The sequence below is a fragment of the Streptomyces sp. NPDC051136 genome (genome assembly GCF_044455745.1).
Taxonomy (GTDB): Bacteria; Actinomycetota; Actinomycetes; order Streptomycetales; family Streptomycetaceae; genus Streptomyces.
In genome coordinates this window covers 712,735-731,398 of sequence record NZ_JBITFE010000001.1, presented here as the reverse complement: position 1 = coordinate 731,398, position 18,664 = coordinate 712,735, and the positions used below count along the sequence as shown (strand labels likewise).

Sequence of the window (18,664 nt, the reverse complement as noted above, 5' to 3'; positions counted from 1 at the left end):
GGTCGCGGGCCGGGCCGGCGGTGGTGTTGGCTGTCGGACGTGGATCCCTTCTCCAACTCCTGGTCGGCGTTGCTCGCCGCCGTCGCCGGCCTCTCCGACGAGGACTTCGCCCGGCCGTCCGGCTGCGCCGGCTGGCTCGTCCGGGACCTGGTGTGCCACCTGGTCATCGACGCCCAGGACGTCCTGATCACCCTGGCCACCCCGTCCGCCGAGGAACCGACCCGGAACGCGGTGACCTACTGGCGGGTCGTCGACACCCCGACGGGCGACGACCCGCTCGACGCGCTGATCGTGCGTCTGGCCGCCGCCTACGAACAGCCGTGGCTGCTCAAGTTCCACCTCGACGACGTCGGCTCCGCCGCCGGCCGCGCCGCCGCGCTCGCGGACCCCGCGGGCCGGGTCGGCACCCAGGACCTGGTCCTCACGGCGGGCGACTACCTCTCGGCGTACGTCCTGGAGTGGACCCTGCACCATCTCGACCTGGTCGCCCACCTTCCGGACGCGCCGCCACCGCCCGCCGAGGGACTCGGGTACGCGCGGGAGCTCCTGGAGAAGGTCGTCGCGGCGAGGTTTCCCACGTCGTTCACCGACCGGGACGCGCTGTTGGTCGGCACCGGGCGGCGGACGCCGACCGCGGCGGAGACGACCGCGCTGGGCGGACTGGCGGCGCGGCTCCCCTTCCCGGTCGGCTGAGCCGCCGGCCCGCCCGTCGCGGCAGCGGGCGCGGCGGCGGGCAACGCGCCCGTCCATGACAGTGACTGTCCTCGCGTAGACTCCGCGGCATGGGTCGATGGGAGCCGAACGCGCGCGGCCGCCTGGAGCAGGCGGCACTGGAGCTGTACGCGGAGCGCGGTTACGAACAGACCCCGGTGGCCGAGATCACCAAGCGCGCGGGCCTCACGGAGCGCACGTTCTTCCGGCACTTCGCCGACAAGCGGGAGGTCCTCTTCGCCGGCTCCGCCCGGCTGGAGGAACTCTGCGCGGGCGCCGTCGCGGCCGCACCCGGGACCGCGACGCCCATGGAGGCGGCGGTGGCCGCCCTGGACGCCGCCGCCGGCCTCTTCGAGGAGCGCGGCGACCTGGTCCGCCTGCGGCAGGGCGTCATCGACGCCAACGCCGAGCTGCGCGAGCGGGAGCTGACCAAGCTCGCCTCCCTCTCCGACGCGCTCGCCGACGCGCTGCGCGGCCGCGACGTGGACGACCTGACGGCGCGGCTGACGGCCGAGACGGCGATCGGCGTGCTCAAGGTGGCCTTCGGCCGCTGGATCGACGGCCCCGGGGAGCGGACGCTGCGGCAGCTCCTCGGCGAGTGCGTCGACGCGCTCGGCGCCGCGGTCGCACACGACGCGCGCTAGGGGGTGCCGTTCGGATCGTGCCGCGGTCGCGCGGTCCGCCGCGCGCGCCGGGCGCGCCGGGCACCCGGGGGCCCGAGGCAGGTCCGTCGGTGAACCGGTGTACGGGGAGGGGATGTTGCGACGTAGGTTGGGCTCAAGCACCCACGCCACGGCTGAAAGACGGACCGCACCCATGAGCGACTCCTCGACGACCCCCGGCACCACCGCGCACCAGAAGATCGACACGTCCGTTCCGCACTCTGCGCGGATCTGGAACTACTGGCTGGGCGGGAAGGACAACTACCCGGTCGACGAGCAGGCCGGCGACGCGTACACCGCCGTCTTCCCCGGCATCGTCACCATCGCCCGCAGCAGCCGCGCCTTCCTGCGCCGCAACATCACCCATCTGGTCGCCGAGGCGGGCATCCGGCAGTTCCTCGACATCGGGACCGGTCTGCCGACCGCCGACAACACCCACGAGGTCGCCCAGCGCATCGCCCCCGAGACGCGGATCGTCTACGTCGACAACGACCCGATGGTCCTCGCCCACGCCCGCGCGCTGCTCTACTCGACCCCCGAGGGGGCGACCGCGTACATCGACTCCGACGTGCTCGACCCGGACACCGTCCTCGCGGCGGCCGCCGAGACGCTGGACTTCGACCGGCCCGTCGCCCTGATCCTCAGCAACATCCTGGGGCACATCCCCGACTACGACCAGGCGCGTTCCGTCGCCGCCCGGCTCGTCGACGCCCTGCCGTCGGGCAGCTACCTCTCGATCAACGACGGCTCGCGCGGCATCGATCCGGAGTTCGACCGGGCCCAGGACGCCTACAACGAGAGCGGTGCCGCGCCGTACGTGCTGCGCACCGTCGACCAGATCGCGGCGTTCTTCGACGGGCTGGAGCTCGTGGAGCCCGGCGTGGTCCCCGTGACCCAGTGGCGTCCGGACGCGGACGTCGAGGAGACGAAGCCCATCGGCGAACACGGCGGACTCGCCCGCAAGCCGTGACCCGCTGAACCGCGCCGGCCGAGCCCACCGAGAGGACCGCACGATGTCCGCATGGCCGTTGCCCGAGTCGTTCCCCAGCCGTTCGGGCACCGTCCGCTGGAACCGGCTGGGCGCCCCTGACGGGCGTCCGGTGGTCCTGCTGCACGGCACGCCCTTCTCCTCGTACGTGTGGCGCGCGGTGGCCCGCTCGCTGGCCCGCGACCACCAGGTGTTCGTCTGGGACATGCCGGGTTACGGACGGTCGGAGAAGGCCGCCGGGCAGGACGTGTCGCTGGCCGCTCAGGGCCGGGTCTTCGCGGAACTGCTGGAGCACTGGGGGCTGGAGCGGCCCCTGGTGGCCGCCCACGACTTCGGCGGTGCCGTCGCGCTGCGGGCGCATCTGCTGCACGGCGTCCCGTGCAGGGCGCTCGCCCTGGTGGACCCGGTGGCGCTGGCGCCCTGGGGGTCGCCGTTCTTCCGGCTGGTCCGTGACCACGCCGAGGTCTTCGCTCAGCTGCCGGGGGCACTGCACGGGGCGCTGGTGCGCGAGTACGTCGGCTCCACCGGCGGCCCGGGGCTGCATCCGGCGGTCGTGGACCGGCTGGTCGAGCCCTGGCTCGGCGAATCGGGGCAGCCGGCCTTCTACCGGCAGATCGCCCAGGCGGACCAGCGGTACACGGACGAGGTACAGGACCGGTACACCGGTATCGACGTCCCCACGCTCGTCTGCTGGGGTGAGGACGATGCCTGGATTCCGGTGGCCAAGGGGCGTGAACTCGCCGGTCTCGTCCCCGGTGCCCGGTGGGAGCCGATCGCCCGTGCGGGCCATCTGGTCCAGGAGGACGCGCCGGCCGAGCTGACGACCGCCCTGCTGGACTTCTTCCGCCGACTCCCCTGAGGCCGGCGTGAGGCGGCGCCCGCGGGCCCTGCGCCCGTGGGCGCCGGCTCACACGACTCGGGCGCCGGGCATGCCGCAGGGGGGGGGGGGGGGGGGGGGGGGGGGGGGGGGGGGGGCGCCCCGCCCCCCCCCGCCCCCCCCCCCCCCCCCCCCCCCCCCCCCCCCCACGACTCGGGCGCCGGGCATGCCGCAGGGCGGGGTCCGCGGGGAACGAAGCGTTCCCCGCGGACCCCGCCCTGCTCGGCGATCTCCCGGTCAGGCGGGGGTGATGTTCTCCGCCTGCGGGCCCTTCTGGCCCTGGGTGATGTCGAAGGTCACGGCCTGGCCTTCCTGCAGCTCGCGGTAGCCCTGAGCGTTGATGTTGGAGTAGTGCGCGAAGACGTCGGGACCGCCGCCGTCCTGCGCGATGAAGCCGAAGCCCTTTTCAGAGTTGAACCACTTGACAGTTCCGCTGGCCATGCCTTTTTGCCTTTCAGCCGTTATCGGATCCGCACCGCGCGAACCCGGAGGTGGTCGTCCTGGTCCTCCGGCATTGCACAGCAAACCGCCCGCACTCCGGGCGGGCGGTCTGGGCGAACCACGACATCTGCTGCTGACGCTACACGGCATGTCCGAGCCTCACCAGTGAGTAAGGGGTGTGAGCGGCAACCTTGTTGCCGACCGGAGGTGTCGGCGGCCCTCGAACGGGTCCCCGCTGCGCCATACGGGGGAGACGGCGAGGCGGCCGCACGACCCGGTTCCACAAGTGGTCTAGCTATGAGTAGTCCACCCATGGAGTCGGAGATCGATATGACCGTCAGGAAAGCGCTGGCCCTGGTGATCGGCACCGTCATGTGCACCGGCGTGCTGGCCACCGGCTGCGCCCGGGACCACGCGGGCGCCCCTTCCCCGGACGCGCACGCACCCGCGAGCACCGCGGCCCCGCGCCCCGCTCCCCCGCGTTCCTTTCCCCGTCCGCTGCCCGGGATCGGGCCGGTCATGCGGGCTCGGCTCCCGGAGGGGACCCGGCAGGCCCTCGTGGTCACCGGCGAGGACGAGAGCTCCTCGCAGGCCGAGGTGGTGCTCTACGAGCAGTACCCCGCCGAGGGCTGGCGCGCGGTGGCCGGCCCCTGGCCCGCCCACAACGGCCTGCGCGGCTGGACCGACGACCACGAGGCGGGCGACCTGCACTCGCCCATCGGCGTCTTCGGGCTCAGTGACGCGGGGGGCCGGCTGCCCGACCCGGGCACCCTGCTCCCCTACGACGAGGACCCGGAGTTCTCCGTGTCGGGCACCGGGTACCTGGGCGAGCCCCTGGAGGGGTCCTTCGACTACGTGGTGGCCATCGACTACAACCGGGTGCCCGGCACCACCCCGCTGGACACGACCCGCCCCATGGGTGAGGACAAGGGCGGCGGGGTCTGGGTCCACGTGGACCACGACGGGCCGACGAACGCGTGCGTCTCGCTCAGCGAGGAGCACATGCGCGCGCTGCTCACCGCCCTGGACCCGGGCAAGGAGCCGGTCATCGTCATGGGTCCCGAGGAGGCGCTGGCCCGGTAGCGCCGCGGAACAGACCCTCGCGGCATGGCGGCACGCAGCAGTCGGGGGGGGCGTGGTGCCGCCCGGACGGCCGGCGGTGGGGGGCGCCGGACGGCCTGGTGACGCCACGCCGGGTGACGCCGCCAGGACGGCCGGGCGGTCGGCGGCTCATGCTCAGCCGACGGGCGGCATGTCGGTGGGCGCCGAGTCGAGGCCCGGCCTGCGCTCACGCCAGGCGCCCCGGGTGAAGTCGGGAATCTCCACGGGTCGGCCGCCCCTGGCCAGCGACGTGACGCTGAGCGGAACGGGCGAGCACCAGGCGGCCGAGTCGTAGACGTCGATGTCCGGCACCAGGCCGGCGCGCATCAGCTGGACCGTCCGCCACTGAAGGACGTAGTCCATGCCGCCGTGGCCGCCGTTGTTCGCCGCGTCGTCGCCGACCTTCTGCCACAGCCAGTGGTCGTACTCCTTGCGGTAGCCCTCGAAGTCGCGCCACGTGTGCCCGCTGTGGTCCGGCTCGACGTAGACGCGGGCACCGCTCGGAGCGGGTCCCGCGTAGTCCTCCACGATGCCGCGGCTGCCGGCGAGGGTGTTGATGCGGCTGTAGGGCCGGGGCGAACTCACGTCGTGCTCCGCGCGGATCGTCCGGCCCCGCGCCGTTTCGATCATGCACGTGACCAGGTCGCCGTTGATGTAGGTCTCCTTCCAGGACGGGTGGTCGCGCGGGACGAAGCGGGCCCGGTAGTCGGCCAGCCCCTTCGGGGCCGTCGCGGTGGCGCGCAGGGTGGTCATGCGGTCGCCGCGGTTGACGTCCATGGCCGCCGCGATCGGGGCCAGGCCGTGCATGGGGTAGAAGGAGGCGGTGCTGCGGGTGTGCCACAGGCGTCGCCAGGAGTCGGTGTAGTAGGTGTCGGAGAAGAGCAGTTCGCGCAGGTCGTGCAGGTAGCCTCCGTGGCCGTTGGTGAGCTCTCCGAACAGGCCGTCGTGCGCCGCCTTCAGCATGGCCAGTTCGTTGCGGCCGTAGTTGCAGTTCTCGGACAGGAGCAGGTGCCTGCGGGTGCGCTCGGAGGTGTCCACGAGGTCCCACAGCTGGCGCAGTTCCGTCGCGACGGGCAGTTCGACCACGGCGTGCCTGCCGCTGAGCAGGGCGGCGCGGCCGTGTTCGTAGTGGAACTCCCACGGCGTGGCGACGTACACGAGGTCGATGTCGTCGCGGCGCAGCATCCGGGCGTAGGAGTCGGCGGAGCCGCCGTACTCGGCGGGGCGCGGCCTGCCCTTGCCCTCCAGCCGGTCGGCGGCGCTTTTGGCCCGGTCGGCGCGGATGTCGCAGACGGCGGTCACGGTGCAGCCGGGCACCGCCGCCCAGCCGGTGATCATGCTCCCGCCCCGGTTGCCGAGGCCGATGATCCCGACGCGGACGGTTCTGTGGGCGGCGAACGGTACGCCGATCATCGACTTCTGGCCGGGCCTGCGGCGGGGCGCCTGCTCGGCCGCGGCCGACGCGGCGGGGGCGGCGGCCCCGATCCCGGCCGCGAGGGCGCCGGTGGCGGCGGCGGATCCCAGGAGCAGTCGGCGTGAGACAGCGGGCGTTTCGGACATGACGGCAACACTCCTCGTGGCGGTTCGCATCACGGTCGGGGCGCGGTCGTGCGGGGACGGGCGACGTCGAGCCGTCGGGCTCCGGACGTCGACCGGTCGGGCTGTCGGACACTGTCGGGGCATGACTCTGCGGGGTCTGCCGTGACATGTCAATACGTGCTCGATGTGCAGCCGTTCCGAGCACTTCCGCGCACCGGGCGGCCGGGAGGCGCCGCTAGATCCCGTCCTGCACCACCCCGCGCGTGGACAGCGTGACGGGGTCCTGGGTGGCGAAGTCCCCCGGCGGGATGCCCGGGTGGTGGCCCTGGCCCGGGGACGGCGCCTGGTCGCGCGGACCCAGGGTGAGCCGGGAGACGATGCGGTACCGGTCGCCCCGGTAGAGGGAGTGCACGTACTCGACGGGCCGGCCCCCGGCGTCGGTGGTGAGGCGCTCGAAGAGCAGGGCCGGGGAGAGTTCGGGCACGTCGAGGAGGTCGGCCTCGGCGCGGGTGACCACGGTGGGCTCGATGGACTGCACAGCTTCACTGACCCGGACGCCGTGCCGCTCGCCGAGGTGTTCGTACAGGTCGCCCTGCTCCAGTTCCTCACTGGTCAGGTCGGAGACGAGGTCGGCCGGTACGTGCAGGTACTCGATGGCCATGGGCGAGCCGTCGACCAGCCGCAGGCGCGCCACGTAGTGGATCCGCGCCGCCGGCGACGTGCGCAGCTTGCGGCCCACCCGGGCGCCCGCGGGCAGGGTGCGGACCTCCAGGAGCCTGCTGGTCCAGGCCCCGGCGGCCTGCGGGAGACTGAACGCCTGGCGGTCGGAGACCAGTTCCTGGGTGATCTTCTCGGCGGCGACGAACATGCCCCGGCCGTGCTCGCGCACCAGCAGCCCGGCGACCACCAGCTCGTCGACCGCGGCTCGCAACGTGGGCCGCGAGACGCCGAGTTCGGCGCACAGGGTGCGCTCCGAGGGAATGGCGTCACCCGGTCGGCGTTCCTCGATGAGCTCCAGGACGGCGTCGCGGACGCGCTCCCGTTTGAGCACCGCACCGGAGGCGGCGGCGTCGATCTCCATGCAGTGACTCCCGTGACTGGTCTGCTGGTCAGCGCAGCTTACCTGTCCACCTCGGTCACGAACCAGCCACTCCCGGCTTCCCGTCGGCCGAAATCCCTTGGCTACGTGAGGGGTTGACGCCCTCATTGGTCCATGCCACCTTCGTCCAACGCCGACTGGTAAGCCCAGCGCCCCTTGCTGGTCAAGTGCGGATGCGTCGTCCCTTCCAGCTCCCCCAGAGGTGAACCGTGAAGTACCGTTCGCTCGCTCTGCTGTCCACGCTGGTGCTCAGCGCCGGGCTCGCCGCCTGCTCCTCGTCCGGCGACACCGACGCGGACGGCGCCGGGGGCGGCAGGACCGCACTCGACGTGTGGCTGATGCGCGACAGTGTCTCGGCCGAGTTCCAGAAGGAGTTCGAGACGGGCTTCGAGAAGGCCCACCCCGAGATCGACGTGAAGATCCAGATCCAGGAGTGGGAGGGCATCGGCGAGAAGGTGACCGCCGCCCTGGCCAGCAACGACGCCCCGGACGTCATCGAGGTCGGCAACACCCAGGTCGCCCAGTACGCGCAGAGCGGCGGCCTCACCGACTTCTCGGACCGCGTCGAGGACCTGGGCGGCGGTGCCTGGCTGGAGGGGCTCGCGGAACCCGGCTCGTACGACGGCAAGCAGTACGGCATTCCCTACTACGCGGCGAACCGCGTCGTCATCCACCGCACCGACCTGTTCGAGAAGGCCGGAGTCGATCCCGCACGGATCAAGACCCGGGAGCAGTGGATCGACGCCACGCGCAAGCTCGACGAGGGCACGACGCAGGGCATCTACCTGCCGGGGCAGAACTGGTACGTCCTGTCCGGCTTCGTCTGGGACGAGGGCGGCGACCTGGCCGTGAGGAACGGCGACGAGTGGAAGGGCGGCCTGGACAGCCCGGAGGCGCTGCGCGCCATGGACTTCTACCGGCGTCTCCAGGCCCTGGGCAAGGGACCCAAGGACTCGGACGAGGCCCAGCCGCCGCAGGCGGAGGTGATGGCGAAGGGGCAGGTGGCCCAGATCATCGCCGTACCGGGCGGGGCCAAGGTCATCGAGGAGAAGAACCCCGAGCTCAAGGGCAAGCTGGGCTTCTTCCCGATCCCCGGCAAGACCGCCGACCGTCCGGGCGCCGTGTTCACCGGCGGTTCCGACCTGGTCGTCCCGGCCGTCGCCGCCCACCAGGAGGAGGCGTTCACGTTCCTCCGCGAACTGACCGGTGACGCCTGGCAGAAGAGGCTCGCCGTCGCCATGAGCTACGTACCGAACAAGAAGACCCTGGCGGGAGCCGTCGCCGGCGACCCGGGCACCGCGGCCATGGCGGCGGGCGCGGCGAACGGACACGCCACGCCCAACACACCCCAGTGGGCGGCGGTGGAGGCCAAGAACCCGGTCAAGGAGTACATGACGGCCGTGCTCACCGGCAAGGACGCCGCGTCCGAGGCGGCGAAGGCGTCAAGGACCATCACCGACACGCTGGGCAACGGATCCTGACCGCTCATCCCCGCACCACGAGGAACAGGAGACGACGTGTCGACCGTCCGTGAGCGGAGCATGCCGCGCGGCGCCACCCGTCGCCCCGCCGCGGCCGCCGGACCCACCGGCGGGCGCGGCGGGCGGGACGGCCGGGGATCACCGTGGCCGTACCTGCTGATCGCGCCCGCCGTGCTGGGCATGCTGTACCTGCTGCTCTATCCGCTGGCCCGCGCCGTGCTCATCTCCCTGCAGGACTTCCGGCTGCGGCAACTCATCCTGGGCGACGCCGACTTCGTCGGTCTGCGCAACTACCGGACGCTGCTCGGCGACCCGGAGTTCTGGGAGGTGGTGCGCCGCACCTTCGTGTTCATGGCGGTCTGTGTCGTCTCCATCATGGTGCTGTCCACCCTGGTGGCGCTGATGACCGAGCGGCTGGGCAGGGTGGCCAGGACCGTGGTCCTCAGTTCCCTGGTCCTGGTCTGGGCGGTGCCGGTGGTCGCGGCCACCACCGTGTTCCAGTGGCTGTTCCACTCCGAGTTCGGCATCGTCAACGAGACCCTCACCGGCCTCGGGTTCGAGTCCTACGAGGGCTATCCGTGGTTCGCGCACGGCGGGGCGGCGTTCGGCATCGTGGTGGTCCTGATCGTCTGGCAGTCCGTGCCGTTCGCCGCGATCACGCTCTACTCGGCGCTGGTCACGGTGCCGGCCGAGCTGTACGAGTCGGCCCGCATGGACGGTGCCGGGGCCGCGCGCGTCTTTCGCTCCGTCACCTTCCCGCTGATCCGGCCGATCTTCATGCTGGTGCTGTCCCTCGAAGTGATCTGGACGTTCAAGGCGTTCGTGCAGATCTGGGTGATGACCCGCGGCGGACCCGGCGAGGCCACCACCATCCTGCCGGTGTACGCCGTGCAGACGGCGCTCGCGGGACAGCGCTACGACCTCGGTTCCGCCGCCTCGATGCTCACCGTGCTGCTGATGAGCGGCGTGCTGGTCCTCTACTTCCGCCAACTGTTCCGTCAGGAGGGCGAGCAGCTGTGAGCACCCCGCGTCCCCCGCTGCGCCGCGCGCTGCGCCGCCTGCCGCTCCACGCCGCCGCCGCGCTCACCGTGGTGATCTGCCTGTTCCCGGTGTACTGGATGGTCACGACGGCCTTCAAGCCGTCCACGGACATCCAGTCCTACGATCCCCGACTGGTGCCGCGCACCTGGACGTTCGACCACTTCCGCACGGCGGTGAGCGCCGACGGCTTCGGGCTCTTCTGGCGCAACAGCCTCCTGGTCACCCTCAGTGCCGTCCTGCTCGCCCTGCTGGTCGCCCTCGGCGCGGCCTACGCCGTGGCCCGGATGCGCTGGCGCGGACGCCGGCAGTTCATGCTGGCGGTGTTCGTCGCGCAGATGGCGCCCTGGGAGTCCCTGATCATCCCGGTCTACATCATCTCCCGCGACACCGGGATGCTGGACCGGCTGCCGACGCTGACCCTCATCTACTTCATGATCACGCTGCCGTTCACGGTGGTGGTGCTGCGCGGCTTCATCGCCGGCATCCCGCCGGAGCTGGAGGAGGCGGCGCAGGTCGACGGCTGCACCCGGGCCGGCGCCTTCCGCAGAGTGGCGTTCCCGCTGCTCGCCCCCGGTCTCATGGCCACCTCGCTGTTCGGCTTCATCACCGCCTGGAACGAGTTCACCTACGCCAACTTCCTCATCATCAAACAGCAGGACAGCCGGACGCTCCCGGTGTGGCTCTCCTCGTTCCAGTCGACGTTCGGCACGGACTGGGGGGCCACCATGGCGGCCTCCACGCTCTTCGCCCTCCCCGCGCTGGTCGTCTTCCTCGCTCTGCAGCGCCATGTGACGGCCGGGCTGGCGTCGGGGGGCGTCAAGGGCTGACCCCGCCACCCGCGCCACCCCTTCCCTCCCTTCGCCCCCGCCGTCACCGCCGCGCGCCGCCCGACCGCCGTCGCGTCCGCCGACCACCGGAGCCGCCCCGTGGACCTGCCACGCCCCGAACTGGCCCTCGTCCCCCGCCCGAGCCGTATCTCCACCCGCTCCGGCCGTTTCCGCCTCGACGCGACGACCCGGCTGCGGGTCACCCCCGGGGCCGGCCCTGCCGCGCACCTGCTGCGCACCCTGCTCGCCCCGGCCACCGGTCTGCGGCTGGACTCCACCGCCGACGGTGCCTTCGTCCTCGCCCTCGACCCGGCCCTGTCGGGGCTCGGCGACGAGGGGTACGGGCTGACCGTGAGTCCGCAGGGTGTCCTGCTGCGGGCCGCCCGTCCGGCCGGCCTGCTGCGCGGTGTGCAGACGGTGCGGCAACTGCTGCCCTACGCGGCGCTGTCCGGGCGGCCGGTGCGCGGGGTGCCGTGGGAACTGCCGGCGGTGGAGATCACCGACGTACCCCGCCACTCCTGGCGCGGCTCCATGCTCGACGTGGCCCGGCACTTCCAGCCGGTGTCCTACCTGCGCCGCTACGTCGACCTGCTCGCGCTGCACAAGCTGAACGTCTTCCACCTGCACCTCACCGACGACCAGGGCTGGCGGATGCCGGTGGCCGCGCATCCCCGGCTCACCGAGGTCGGCGGACACCGGGCGGAGTCGATGGTGGGTCCCGCGGGCAGCGACCGCTTCGACGGTGTCCCGCACGGCGGTTCCTACACCCGGGCGGAACTGCGGGGCCTGGTCGCGTACGCGGCCGAGCGGGGGGTGAGCGTGGTGCCGGAGACAGGTGTGCCGGGGCACGTCCGTGCCGCGCTGGCCGCCCACCCCGAGCTGGGCACCGACCCCGCCCGCCGACTGGACGTGTGGACGCACTGGGGCGTGTGCGAGAACGTGCTGGGCACCGGCGACCACGTCCTGGACTTCTTCCGCACCGTCCTGGACGAGGTGATGGACGTCTTTCCCGCGCCGTACGTGCACATCGGCGGGGACGAGGTCCCCACCACGGAGTGGGAGCTGAGTGCGCGGGCTCGTGCCCGCGCCGCCCGTGAAGGGCTGTCGGGACCACGCGCACTGCACCCCTGGTTCATCGCGCGCATGAGCGAGCACCTGGTGCGCGCGGGGCGCCGGCCGGTCGTGTGGGCCGAGAACGGCGTCACCCTGCCGCTGGACTGCACGGTGATGAGCTGGCGCGAACCCGCGCACGCCCGGGCGGCAGCGCTGCGCGGGCACCAGGTCGTCCACGCCGACCACCGCGCGACCTACTTCGACTACGCGCGAGGCCCCGGCCCCGGGGAACCGCCCGCGCAGCCCGGCGAGATCGTCGGCCTGCGCGCCGTCCACGCCGTGGACCTCGCCCCGCCGACGCCGGAGGCGGCGTCCCGGGTGCTGGGCGCCCAGGGCCAGTTGTGGACGGAGTTCGTCCGGACGCCGGAGCACATCGAGTACCTCACCTTCCCACGGCTGTGCGCGCTCGCCGACCGGGTCTGGGACGGCGCCTCGGACTGGCGGGACTTCACGGCGCGGCTGGCCGGACACCGGGCCCGTCTCGACGCCCTGGCCGTCCCGCACGCCGAGCCGCCCGCCCACACCCCGCTGCCGCCCCGCGTCAGCGGCGTGCGCTGAACCGGCACCCCGACGCCCGGCGGCCGACAGCACCGCCCCCACGCCACGCACCCTCCACCGACGCTCCCGCACCGGCGGGAGCCTGCCGAAAGGATCCCGGATGAGAATCCGACCCACCACGGGCCGCGCCCGTCTGGCGCTCGCCCTGGCCGTACTGACGGGCGGCGGTGCGCTGACCGCCCTCCCCGCCCAGGCGGCCCCGGCGGCCGCCGGTCTCAGCGTCCAGTACCGCACCAGCGCGAGCGGAGCCACCGCCGACCAGACGGAACCCTGGTTCAAGGTCCGCAACACCGGCTCGTCCACCGTGCAGCTGAGCCAGGTGAAGATCCGCTACTACTTCAAGGCGGACTCGCCGACCGCGTCCTACCGCTTCGCCTGCTCCTGGGCGGTACGCGGCTGCTCCGCCGTCACCGGCACGTTCGGCACCCTGAGCAGTCCGACCGCGACGGCCGACCGCTACCTGGAGATCGGCTTCACGGCGGCGGCCGGCACCCTGGCGCCCGGCGCGGACACCGGCGACCTGCAACTGCGCTTCTACCAGAGCAACTGGCAGACGCTGCGGCAGAGCGACGACTACTCGTTCAACGGCGCGCAGACCGCGTACGCGAACTGGGACAAGGTCACCGCCCAGCTCGCCGGCGCCACCGTCTGGGGCGCGGCCCCCGAGGGCAACGACCCCACGGACCCCACCGACCCGACGGACCCGACGGACCCGCCCGGCGGCGGTCAGACCCTGTTCGACGACTTCGACTACGCCTCGCACACCGACCCCGCGCTCTCCGCGCACGGCTGGAACGTGCGCTCCAACAGCGGCGGTCCCGGCGTCCCCGGCGCGACGTGGGACCCGTCGAAGGTCACCTTCGTCTCCAGCGGCGGCAACTCGGTGATGAACCTGGAGACCTCCACGGCCGGCACCGGCGCCTCGACCACGCAGACCGAGGTCCTGACCAAGTCCACGAAGTTCAGGAACGGGACGTACGCCGCCCGCGTGAAGTTCTCCGACGCGCCGAAGTCGGGGCCCGACGGGGACCACCTCGTGCAGACGTTCTTCACCATCAACGACCTCAAGGCGCCGATGGCCGACGACTACGCCGAGTACGACTTCGAGTACCTGCCGAACGGAGGGTGGGGCGAGCCGTCGAACATCCTGTACACGACCTCCTGGGAGACGTACAACCCCGATCCCTGGCAGGCCGTCAACCAGCACTCCGAGCAGCGCAGCAGCTACGCCGGCTGGCACGATCTGGTGGTGACCATCGACAACAGCGCCATCACCTACTACGTGGACGGGCAGCCGTTCGGCACGCACGACGCGCAGTACCTGCCCGAGCGGCCCATGTCGATCAACTTCAACCAGTGGCTGATCGACCTGAACGGCCAGACGTCGACGACCCCGCGCGCCTACGACCAGCAGGTCGACTACGTCCTGCACGTCAAGGACCAGGTGCTCGGCCCGGCCCAGGTCGCCGCGAAGGTCGCCGGGTACCGCGCCGCCGGTACCGGATTCGTGGACGAGGTGCCCGCCTCCTGATCCCCGGCGGGGACGGTCAGAACAGCCGCTCCTGACCGGGCGCGGGCCGTCCCCGCCGACTGCGCGGCCGGTTGCCGGAGGGCGCGGTCGTCTCGCCGAACAGCGGGGCGGTGCCGTACTCGTCGGGCTCGGCCGGGACGGTGGCGGGCCCTGTGCCCACGTTGAGGACCAGTGGGGCGTCCCGGTCGAAGTCGCCGGGCGTCATCGCCACCCACTCACGGTCCTGCCGCTCTCCCACGCACCGACACCTCTCTCGCGCCCGCCGCGACCACGCGACGCTACCAGCCCCGCGGGCGCTCCGTGATCACGGCTCCCGGCGGCCCGCTTCCCCCGTTCCCGTTCCCGGGCAGCCGCGGACCGACGCATCGAAAGGAGGGAAAAGGGCCGGCGGCTTGCGACGACATGGTCCGCGCCCCACGGGGGCCTGTCGCCGCCGGGACGGTGGGGCGTGCCCGCCCGCCGGAACGGTCGGTACGCCGAGCGGGCCGTCACGCGGCACGCTGGTGCGGCCCCGCGTACGGGGGAGAACGCGGGGCCGCACCAGCAAGCTATCGGAGTAACGGGTCGCCTGCCAGACCCGGCGTCGTCACGGCCGCCACGAATCCCCCTCCCCCGCCCCCGACTCGGGCGCGGCCCCCGGCCCCGGACCGGATGCCTTCACCCGACCGGCGGACAGGAGCGCGGCCCGGAGCGGGGTGCGCCGCGAAGGCGTGCGCTGCGGGGCGGACCGCGTGGGGCCCACACTGAGATCATGGGTTACCCCGATCCGCCGTCGGCGGCGGTGTCACGGAGGTTCTCCGACGGGCCGGTGAGCGTGGCGGCGGCCCGTCGGTTCGTGGGCAGCGCGCTGGACGGTGCGGCCCCGGACCTGGTGGACACGGCCCGGCTGCTGGTGAGCGAGCTGGTCACCAACGCGGTGCTGCACGCGCGCACCGAGGTCGAGGTGAGCGTGGCACGCCTCGACGGCCGGGTGCGCGTACGGGTCGGGGACCGGCGGCCGGGCCGTGGCCTCGTGCCGCAGCGCTGCTCGCCGTACGCCGGTACGGGACAGGGGCTGGCCCTGGTGGAGCAGCTGGCCTCGCGGTACGGGGCGGACGGCGGCGAGACGGGCAAGACCGTGTGGTTCGAGCTGTGGCACGACGGTCCGCCTCCCCCGTCGTCCGGGTGGGAGACCACCGCGCCGCCGCCCGCCGACCGGACGGTCACCCTCATCGACGTGCCCACCGCGCTGGAGGCGTCGTGCCGGCAGCACCGGCACGCGATGCTGCGCGAGCTGACCCTCGCCGCGGGTGCGGGTGACCTTCTCGGAGTGGATCCCGAGGACCTCGCGGCCGCCGGCGACGTCAACAGCGTGGTCGGCGCCGGGATGATCGCCGCGCTGGAGACCCCGGTCCCCCAATCGGGCCTGCGCACCCTGTCGCTCGCGCTGTCGGCCGGCGCGGTGCCGGCGCTCCGGGCCCTGCGCCGCGTACTCGACCTGGCCGAGGAACGGGCCCGGGAGGAACGGCTGCTGACGCTCCCGGCCCTGCCCCGCGGCCACGTCTTCCAGGAGTGGCTCTTCGACGAGCTCGTCGGCCAGCTGACCGGAGATCCGCCCACCGCGTGGACCGTGATCCCCCGCGAGCCGGAGATCAGCTCCGCCGAGCTGGTGCCGTGGGACTCGGGGCAGCTGCGGGCCGGCAGGATGCCCACGATCGCCGCAGACGAGAGCAACCGGATCGTCGCGGTCAACGAGGCGGCCGCGGACCTGCTGGGATGGACACCGGACGACCTCGTCGGACGCCGTCTGACCACGCTCATTCCCGAGCACCTGCGCGGGCGGCACACGGCGGCGTTCACGTCGATGCTGCTCACGGGACGCACCCGCATCGTGGGACGCTCCGTGCCGCTCCCCGCGCTGCACCGCGACGGCCGGCTGGTGCCGGTCCGGCTGTACATCCAGACCCAGGAGACGGCCGAGGGCCGCACCGTCTTCGTCGCCCAGCTCGCTCCCCGGGCGACCACGTTCCCCGACGCGCCGAAGACGGCCGGCCGGGTACGGGAGGCGGCTGTCGGGGACCCCGGCAGGGACCAGGCGCCGGACGACCCCGCGAGCGGTGCCGGGCGGGCCCCCGACGCCCTCGGCGGGATGTCGCCACTGGACCGGCTCGGTCTCCTTGCCGAACTCGGGGCCCAGCTCAACAACACCCTCGACCTGACCGAGGGCCTCCAGCGCGCCGGCCGGCTGCTGACGCGGCAGCTGGCCGACTGGTGCGCGGTGGACCTGTTCACCCCGGACGCCCGGGTGGACCGGGTCTGCGTCGTCCACCGCGACCCCCGGGCGCTGCTCCCGGGCGCCTACGAGGGCGTGCTCTCGGAGCTCTCCGAGGAGTCGCGCGGCCCGCTCGCCCGGGTGCTGCGCGGCGCGGGGCCCCTGCTGCTCGTCGACGCGCCGCAGCCCGGCCAGACCGAGAGCGCGCTGGACAAGGAGTACGTCGACCTGTTCCGGGAGCTGGGGGCGGGCAGCGCCGTCGTCGCCCCGCTGCGGGCCCGCCGGAGGATCTTCGGCGCCCTGACCCTGGCCCGCGGGGCCGGCGGCCGGCCGTTCACGCAGGCGGACCTGACCCTGGTCGCCGACCTGGTGCACGGCCTCGCGCTGGGGGTGGACAACGCCCGGCTGTACCAGGACACCCGCTCCATCGCCGAACGGCTCCAGCGTTCGCTGCTGCCGGTGCTGCCGGAGATCGCGGGTCTGCGACTCGCCGCCCGCTACGCCGCCTCCTCGACCACCGCGCAGGTCGGCGGGGACTGGTACGACAGCTTCGTCCTGCCCGGCGGGGACACCGCGGTCGTCATCGGTGACGTGACGGGGCACGACCTCGACGCGGCCATCGCGATGAGCCAGCTGCGCAGCATGCTCCGCGGCATCGCCGTGGACCGTCAGGAGCCGCCGGCGGAGGTGCTGCGCCGGCTGGACCTGGCCAATCACAGCCTCCACCAGGAGGCCACCGCCACGTGCGTCTACGGTCTGCTCAAGGAGGCCGCGCACGGCGCCTGGGAGCTGACGTACTCCTCGGCCGGGCATCCGCCGCCCCTGCTCACCACCCACGACGGCCGGGCCCGCTACCTCGACGGCGGGGCCGGCGTGCTGCTGGGCCTGGATCCCGACCTGTCCCGGAACACGGCCCGGCACCCGCTGCCGCCCCGTTCGACGCTCGTGCTGTACACCGACGGCCTGGTGGAGCGCCGCGACGAGCCCCTGGACGACGCCCTGGAGCGGCTGCGCCGGCACGCCGCCGACCTGGCCCACGAGCCCCTCGACACGTTCTGCGACGAGTTGCTCATCGGTCTGGGGGCGGACAGCACGGACGACATCGCGGTCCTGGCGGTCCGCCCCACGCCGCCCGCGGAATGAGGTCGCGGCCGGCGGACGCGGCCGGCCTGCCCGTTCGGGCACCTCCCTCTGCCTCGGCGGCTCCTGACGCCCCCGGACGGCGGCGATAGCGTCCCGACGTGAGCACCACGTCCCGGCGAGCGGCCAGATGAACGACGAGCGGCTGACCGAGGCCCGGACCATCGGCGGCGCGGACGTCCCGCGACCGGAATCCGACCGGCCGGAACGACCGGACCCCGACCGGCCGGAACGACCGGAGCGGCCGGAGCGCACCCCCGGGCGAAAGCGGCGCGGGCCGGGGCCGGTGACCCTGTTGCTGCTGCCGGCCCTGGTGACCGTCACCGGGGTGGCCGCCTTCCTGGCGTTGGGCGGGCTGCCGAACCCGTGGCCCGACGACGACTCCGCCGCCGACCCCGCCGCGGCGGTCGACGTCGATCCCTCGTACCTCCCCTGGCTGCGCAAGGCGGCCTCGGGCTGCACCGTCCTGCGCCCGTCCGTGCTCGCCGCGCAGATCAACCAGCTCTCGGGCTGGAGCGACGACTCGGACGAACTCTCCGGCCAGAAGGGCATCGCCGCCTTCACCGACGACGAGTGGCGGACCTGGGGCAAGGACGACGACGGCAACGGCCGGTCCTCGCCGCGCGATCCGGCGGACGCCATCATGGCGCTGGGCCGGCGGGACTGCTCACTGGCCGAGAAGGTGACCGAGCTGCGCACCGAGGGCAGGATCAACGGCGACCTGGTGGAACTGACCCTCGCCGCGTACGCCGTGGGACCGGAGGCCGTGACGGAGGCGGGGAAGGCACCGGCGGCGGCGAAGACCTACCTCGGCGAGGTCCAGGGCCTGCTGCCGCGTTACGAGGCGCTCGACCGCGAGGACTCGGGCGGCGGCGCGGGCGGTGCCGCCGGCGCCCTGCTGACCGCGCCGGTGAGTCCTCTCACCATCACCTCGCCCTACGGGTCGCGCGAGCACCCGCTCACCGGGGTGACCAAGCTGCACACCGGCGTGGACTTCGCCGCACCGCAGGGCGCACAGGTCGTCGCGGCGCGCCGCGGGCGCGTCGTGTTCGCCGCGCTCACCAGCGCGTACGGCAACCGCATCGTGATCGACCACGGGACCATCCAGGGCAAGCGGGTGGAGACGACCTACAGTCACCTCTCCTCGCTGGGCGTGGCCGTGGGGCAGAGCGTGGAGGCGGGAGCCCCGATCGGGAGGGTGGGCTCCACCGGTCTGTCCACCGGCCCCCACCTGCATTTCGAGGTCGTCGTCGACGGGTACTACACCGATCCGCGCCCCTGGGTCGTCGCAAGCGGGGTTTGAT

General features: G+C 73.1%; 16 protein-coding genes. 12 read left to right on the top strand and 4 right to left on the bottom strand.

What is annotated here, in order from left to right; genetic code table 11:
* Positions 1–39 precede the first annotated feature (39 nt).
* The 4 genes from ACIBCJ_RS03210 (at position 40) to ACIBCJ_RS03195 (ending at position 3,220) form a co-directional block, all read left to right on the top strand.
* Positions 40–693: a maleylpyruvate isomerase N-terminal domain-containing protein gene (locus ACIBCJ_RS03210; RefSeq protein WP_365978654.1), complete on the top strand. Its 654-nt coding sequence runs from the start codon at positions 40–42 to the stop codon at positions 691–693.
* A gap of 89 nt (positions 694–782) precedes the next feature.
* Positions 783–1,355: a TetR family transcriptional regulator gene (locus ACIBCJ_RS03205; protein ID WP_362098070.1), complete on the top strand. Its 573-nt coding sequence runs from the start codon at positions 783–785 to the stop codon at positions 1,353–1,355.
* Between the two features lie 172 nt (positions 1,356–1,527).
* Positions 1,528–2,343, top strand: coding sequence for an SAM-dependent methyltransferase (locus ACIBCJ_RS03200; RefSeq protein WP_362107011.1), 816 nt, complete (start codon positions 1,528–1,530; stop codon positions 2,341–2,343).
* A gap of 43 nt (positions 2,344–2,386) precedes the next feature.
* Positions 2,387–3,220, top strand: a complete 834-nt coding sequence (locus tag ACIBCJ_RS03195) for an alpha/beta fold hydrolase (RefSeq protein WP_365978655.1) — start codon at positions 2,387–2,389, stop codon at positions 3,218–3,220.
* Positions 3,221–3,475: 255 nt separating this feature from the next.
* On the opposite strand, the gene ACIBCJ_RS03190 is transcribed toward ACIBCJ_RS03195, so the two are convergent.
* Entirely contained in the window at positions 3,476–3,679 is a 204-nt protein-coding gene (locus ACIBCJ_RS03190) for a cold-shock protein (RefSeq protein ID WP_003978336.1), read from the bottom strand.
* A 330-nt stretch (positions 3,680–4,009) separates the two neighbouring features.
* Between ACIBCJ_RS03190 and ACIBCJ_RS03185 the strand changes: the two genes are divergently transcribed.
* The gene (locus ACIBCJ_RS03185; RefSeq protein ID WP_362107019.1) at positions 4,010–4,762 is read left to right on the top strand and encodes a hypothetical protein; all 753 of its coding nucleotides are present in this window, start codon (positions 4,010–4,012) and stop codon (positions 4,760–4,762) included.
* Positions 4,763–4,915: 153 nt separating this feature from the next.
* Here the strand turns inward: ACIBCJ_RS03185 and ACIBCJ_RS03180 are convergent, their stop codons facing one another.
* On the bottom strand, positions 4,916–6,340 hold the full coding sequence (locus ACIBCJ_RS03180; RefSeq protein WP_362107022.1) for a Gfo/Idh/MocA family oxidoreductase: 1,425 nt from the start codon (positions 6,338–6,340) through the stop codon (positions 4,916–4,918).
* A 214-nt stretch (positions 6,341–6,554) separates the two neighbouring features.
* Positions 6,555–7,400 carry a GntR family transcriptional regulator gene (locus ACIBCJ_RS03175; protein WP_362107025.1) on the bottom strand — a complete coding sequence of 282 codons (846 nt, stop codon included), beginning with the start codon at positions 7,398–7,400 and terminating at the stop codon, positions 6,555–6,557.
* A 227-nt stretch (positions 7,401–7,627) separates the two neighbouring features.
* Here ACIBCJ_RS03175 and ACIBCJ_RS03170 point away from each other — a divergent pair, with 227 nt between their 5' ends.
* The 5 genes from ACIBCJ_RS03170 to ACIBCJ_RS03150 all read left to right on the top strand — a co-directional run bounded on the left by ACIBCJ_RS03170 (position 7,628) and on the right by ACIBCJ_RS03150 (position 13,969).
* Positions 7,628–8,899, top strand: coding sequence for an extracellular solute-binding protein (locus ACIBCJ_RS03170; protein WP_365978656.1), 1,272 nt, complete (start codon positions 7,628–7,630; stop codon positions 8,897–8,899).
* Positions 8,900–8,935: 36 nt separating this feature from the next.
* Positions 8,936–9,919, top strand: coding sequence for a sugar ABC transporter permease (locus ACIBCJ_RS03165; protein WP_365978657.1), 984 nt, complete (start codon positions 8,936–8,938; stop codon positions 9,917–9,919).
* Entirely contained in the window at positions 9,916–10,767 is an 852-nt protein-coding gene (locus ACIBCJ_RS03160) for a carbohydrate ABC transporter permease (RefSeq protein ID WP_362107034.1), read from the top strand. Before ACIBCJ_RS03165 ends, ACIBCJ_RS03160 begins: the two co-directional genes overlap by 4 nt.
* 99 nt (positions 10,768–10,866) lie before the next feature.
* A complete protein-coding gene (locus ACIBCJ_RS03155) occupies positions 10,867–12,438 on the top strand; it encodes a beta-N-acetylhexosaminidase (RefSeq protein ID WP_362511374.1) in 1,572 nt (523 codons plus the stop codon).
* Between the two features lie 100 nt (positions 12,439–12,538).
* Entirely contained in the window at positions 12,539–13,969 is a 1,431-nt protein-coding gene (locus ACIBCJ_RS03150) for a cellulose binding domain-containing protein (RefSeq protein ID WP_365978658.1), read from the top strand.
* Between the two features lie 16 nt (positions 13,970–13,985).
* Here ACIBCJ_RS03150 and ACIBCJ_RS03145 read toward each other — a convergent pair whose 3' ends face one another.
* Complete coding sequence (locus tag ACIBCJ_RS03145) at positions 13,986–14,207, bottom strand: hypothetical protein (protein WP_133884741.1); 222 nt, start codon at positions 14,205–14,207, stop codon at positions 13,986–13,988.
* Positions 14,208–14,720: 513 nt separating this feature from the next.
* Here ACIBCJ_RS03145 and ACIBCJ_RS03140 point away from each other — a divergent pair.
* Together ACIBCJ_RS03140 and ACIBCJ_RS03135 are read left to right on the top strand one after the other, a co-directional pair.
* Positions 14,721–17,363 (top strand): SpoIIE family protein phosphatase, encoded by a 2,643-nt coding sequence (locus ACIBCJ_RS03140; RefSeq protein ID WP_365978659.1) that lies wholly within the window; start codon positions 14,721–14,723, stop codon positions 17,361–17,363.
* 127 nt (positions 17,364–17,490) lie between these two features.
* Positions 17,491–18,663, top strand: a complete 1,173-nt coding sequence (locus ACIBCJ_RS03135; RefSeq protein ID WP_365978660.1) for a M23 family metallopeptidase — start codon at positions 17,491–17,493, stop codon at positions 18,661–18,663.
* The last annotated feature ends 1 nt before the right edge of the window (position 18,664 follow it).

Coding starts and splice junctions, on each gene's coding strand:
- ACIBCJ_RS03205 (WP_362098070.1), top strand. CDS start 783: ATGGGTCGATGGGAGCCGAACGCGCGCGGCCGCCTGGAGCAGGCGGCA.
- ACIBCJ_RS03200 (WP_362107011.1), top strand. CDS start 1,528: ATGAGCGACTCCTCGACGACCCCCGGCACCACCGCGCACCAGAAGATC.
- ACIBCJ_RS03195 (WP_365978655.1), top strand. CDS start 2,387: ATGTCCGCATGGCCGTTGCCCGAGTCGTTCCCCAGCCGTTCGGGCACC.
- ACIBCJ_RS03190 (WP_003978336.1), bottom strand. CDS start 3,679: ATGGCCAGCGGAACTGTCAAGTGGTTCAACTCTGAAAAGGGCTTCGGC.
- ACIBCJ_RS03185 (WP_362107019.1), top strand. CDS start 4,010: ATGACCGTCAGGAAAGCGCTGGCCCTGGTGATCGGCACCGTCATGTGC.
- ACIBCJ_RS03180 (WP_362107022.1), bottom strand. CDS start 6,340: ATGTCCGAAACGCCCGCTGTCTCACGCCGACTGCTCCTGGGATCCGCC.
- ACIBCJ_RS03175 (WP_362107025.1), bottom strand. CDS start 7,400: ATGGAGATCGACGCCGCCGCCTCCGGTGCGGTGCTCAAACGGGAGCGC.
- ACIBCJ_RS03150 (WP_365978658.1), top strand. CDS start 12,539: ATGAGAATCCGACCCACCACGGGCCGCGCCCGTCTGGCGCTCGCCCTG.
- ACIBCJ_RS03140 (WP_365978659.1), top strand. CDS start 14,721: ATGGGTTACCCCGATCCGCCGTCGGCGGCGGTGTCACGGAGGTTCTCC.
- ACIBCJ_RS03135 (WP_365978660.1), top strand. CDS start 17,491: ATGAACGACGAGCGGCTGACCGAGGCCCGGACCATCGGCGGCGCGGAC.